General features: G+C 36.0%; 1 protein-coding gene. It reads left to right on the top strand.

From position 1 onward, the window contains the following. Positions 1–263 precede the first annotated feature (263 nt). A partial coding sequence (locus JFC08_RS13595) for a replication initiation protein (protein WP_198331108.1) occupies positions 264–1,107 on the top strand: 844 nt, incomplete at its 3' end.

The raw sequence follows: 1,107 nt of genomic DNA, 5'->3' as shown, positions 1-1,107 counted from the left end.
TTTAATCCTGTTTACTCCTGTTTACTCCTGTTTAAGAGCCTTTTTTCACCTTTAAAATCAATAGCTTACAAAGAGAAAAAACACAAAATGAGTAGAATAAACACAAAATGAGTAGAATAAACACAAAATGAGTAGAATAAACACAAAATGAGTAGAATAAACACAACAAAAAAATACTGATACTATTTGTAGTTTTATATGCTAAAGTGAATCTTGGTTATTATTGGAAATAACAGTAGATTAAGCAAGGATTCGAAAAAAATATGGAAAACAATCTAGTCGTACAATCCAATGAGCTTGTTCTAGCAGCTTATACCATGACTACTAAAGAAAAGCAGTTATTACTGACTTGTATTAGTCGTATTGACAGTAGACCTGATGCGCCAAATATTACTAAGCAAACCAAGTTTACGGTGACAGTTGAGGAAGTAGCAAAAATATTCTATACCGATAGCACCAAGAAGAATGCTTTTAGAGATTTAGAGCAAGCTAGTAATCGGCTTTTTGATAGGGAGGTACTGATAGCACTGGAGGATAATAAAACGCTTCGTACTCGCTTTGTTAGCGGTGTTCTTTACGACCCCAATGGAGAACAGATAACAATAACATTTGCAGAGGATGTACTGCCTTATTTGACACAGCTAAAAGCTAACTTCACAAAATATAGGCTGATGGAGGTGTCTGAGCTCTCAAGTATTCACTCTATGCGCTTATATGAATTAATTGTTTGTTGGGTAGGTCAGTACCAATATACTAAATCTATGGATTTAGACGATTTTCGCTATGTTATGGGCATTAAAGGTAAGTATAAGCAATTTGGACAGCTTAGAGAGCGTGTGATTGAGACTGCTATAGATGAGGTAAATGAGAGTACAAACTATAAAATTACTGTTGAGTACCATAAAAAAAGTAGAGGCAAAGGTTACGAGGGCCTAACGCTCAAATTCCATCGGAAAACATTAGACAAGCTAACCAGTGCAGACGGCACCCTGTCACAAGCTACCATACAGTCTATCGTTGATAACGTGCAGTTTATGAATGACTATAACAACCATCCAAGCCTAAGTTATGACGGCAAAATGCAGACTGACGCATTTAAGCGCGAAA

It is taken from the genome of Psychrobacter cibarius, assembly GCF_016107535.1.
Classification (GTDB): Bacteria; Pseudomonadota; Gammaproteobacteria; order Pseudomonadales; family Moraxellaceae; genus Psychrobacter; species Psychrobacter cibarius.
This window is presented reverse-complemented; position numbering and strand designations above follow the sequence as displayed.